General features: G+C 69.9%; 2 protein-coding genes. Both read left to right on the top strand.

Annotated elements, in window-relative coordinates; translation table 11 throughout:
- On the top strand, nt 1-288 hold a 288-nt coding region (locus C667_RS22460; protein ID WP_004386725.1), incomplete at its 5' end, for a hypothetical protein.
- A 55-nt stretch (nt 289-343) separates the two neighbouring features.
- Nucleotides 344-1,894, top strand: coding sequence for an FAD-binding oxidoreductase (locus C667_RS22455; RefSeq protein ID WP_004386723.1), 1,551 nt, complete (start codon nt 344-346; stop codon nt 1,892-1,894).
- The last annotated feature ends 182 nt before the right edge of the window (nt 1,895-2,076 follow it).

The following is a 2,076-nucleotide window of genomic DNA, read 5'->3' as shown; positions in this document are numbered from 1 at the left end:
GACGACCCCTCGGCGGTCGTCTTCCTGGCGATGGCGGCGAGCCGTGGCGCGCACCTGCTCGCCCACGGCCACCATCGCCTCGCCACGCAGGGCGCCACCCGCCACGCCTGCAGCGCCACCGCCTGCGGCGAGGCGCTCGCCTGGCACGAACCGGCCCTGCGCCCGACCGCCCACGTCGAGCACTTCTACCGCGCCACCCTGGGCGAAGCGGCCCTGGGCGCACGCGCGCCGCTGCCGGCAGCCGCCGGCACGGACGAAGCGCTCGCCTCCTTCCTGATCCGGCTGTGAACCGCCGGACCGCCACCCGAACGCCATCCCCCCGCCTTCCGCACCCGGAGACACCATGACCACCACCCCGCGCAACGTGCTGCCCAAGGGCATCAGTGCGAGCGACTTCGAACAGGCCCTCGCCCAGATCCGCACGATCGTCGGCGCCGAATACGTCGTGGCCGAGGACACCGCCCTCGCCCCCTACAACAAGATCATGATGGCCGTGCCCGACGAGCAGCACGCCCCGTCCGCCGCGGTGATGCCCGACAGCGTCGAGCAGATCCAGGCCATCATGAAGGTGCTCAACCAGCACCGCATCCCGGTGTATCCGATCTCGACCGGCAAGAACCTGGGCTACGGCTCGGCCGCCCCGGTCGAGCGCGGCCAACTGGTCATGGACCTGCGCCGCATGAACCGCATCCTCGACGTCGATGCCGACCTGTGCACCGCGCTCGTCGAGCCCGGCGTCACCTACCAGCAGCTCTACGACTACCTGCAGGAGAAGAAGCTGCCGCTGTGGTTCTCCTGCCCCGCCCCCTCGGTGATCGCCGGCCCGCTCGGCAACATGGTCGACCGCGGCGTGGGCTACACCCCCTACGGCGAGCACTTCCTGTTCTCGTCGGGCATGGAGGTGGTGCTCGCCGACGGCGAGGTGCTGCGCACCGGCATGGGCTCGATGCCCGGCTCGAACACCTGGCAGGTCTTCAAGTGGGGCTACGGCCCGACGCTCGACGGCATCTTCACCCAGTCCAACTACGGCATCGTCACCAAGATGGGCATGTGGCTGATGCCGGCGCCGCCCGACTACCGCCCCTTCCTGATCCAGTACCCGGAGGACACCGACATCACCAAGATCGTCGACGCGCTGCGCCCGCTGCGCATCGCGATGGTGATCCCGAACGCGGTGGTGATCGCCCACACGCTGTGGGAGGCGCCCTGCGCCAAGGTGAATCGCGCCGACTACCACCCGGGCCCGGGCGCGATCAGCGACGAGGCGGTGCAGAAGATCCGCAAGGACCACAACCTCGGCGCCTGGAACGTGTATGCGGCGCTCTACGGCACGCCGGAGACCAACGCGGCGAACTGGAAGATCATCGAGCAGGTGGCCGCGGCCACCGGCGGCACCCTCATCACCGACTCCACCGAGCAGGGCGGGCGCGCCACCCAATACCGCTTCGACCTGATGAAGGGCAAGCCCAACCTGGGCGAGTTCGACCTCTACAACTGGCGTGGGGGCGGTGGCTCGATGTGGTTCGCGCCGGTGTCGCAGGCCAAGGGCAGCGAGACGCTCAAGCAGATGCGCATGGCCAAGGACATCCTCGCCAAGTACGGCTTCGACTACGTCGGCGAGTTCATCGTCGGCTGGCGCGACATGCACCACGTCATCGACCTGCTCTACGATCGCAGCGATGCCGAGCAGATGCAGAAGGCGCACGCCTGCTTCGACGAGCTGCTGCAGAGCTTCGCGCGCGAGGGCTACGGCGTGTATCGCGCCAACACCGCCTTCGCCGAGAAGGTCGCCGCCACCTACGGACCGGTCAAGCGCGACGTCGAGCGCCGCCTCAAGCGCGCCCTCGACCCCAACAACATCATCGCCCCGGGACGCTGCGGCATCAGCATCTGACCCCCCCACCGGCGGCCGTGCGCACGCGCCCTGCGCGCGCGGCCGCCCTCGCGCAGAGGAAACCAACGATGAACGAGATCCACCTGCTGATCGGCGGCGAGCGCCGCAGCGCCACCGGCGGCGCCCGCTTCGAACGCCGCAACCCGCTCGACCACGGCGTCGCCACGCGCGCGCCGGCGGCC

Origin of the sequence: Thauera phenylacetica B4P, assembly GCF_000310225.1 — a bacterium.
Taxonomy (GTDB): domain Bacteria; phylum Pseudomonadota; class Gammaproteobacteria; order Burkholderiales; family Rhodocyclaceae; genus Thauera; species Thauera phenylacetica.
Note: the sequence above shows the minus strand (reverse complement) of the source record. Positions and strands in the feature narration are given on the sequence as shown.

Bases quoted from the DNA above. Each gene is read 5' to 3' on its own strand.
- C667_RS22455 (WP_004386723.1), top strand. From the start codon at position 344: ATGACCACCACCCCGCGCAACGTGCTGCCCAAGGGCATCAGTGCGAGC.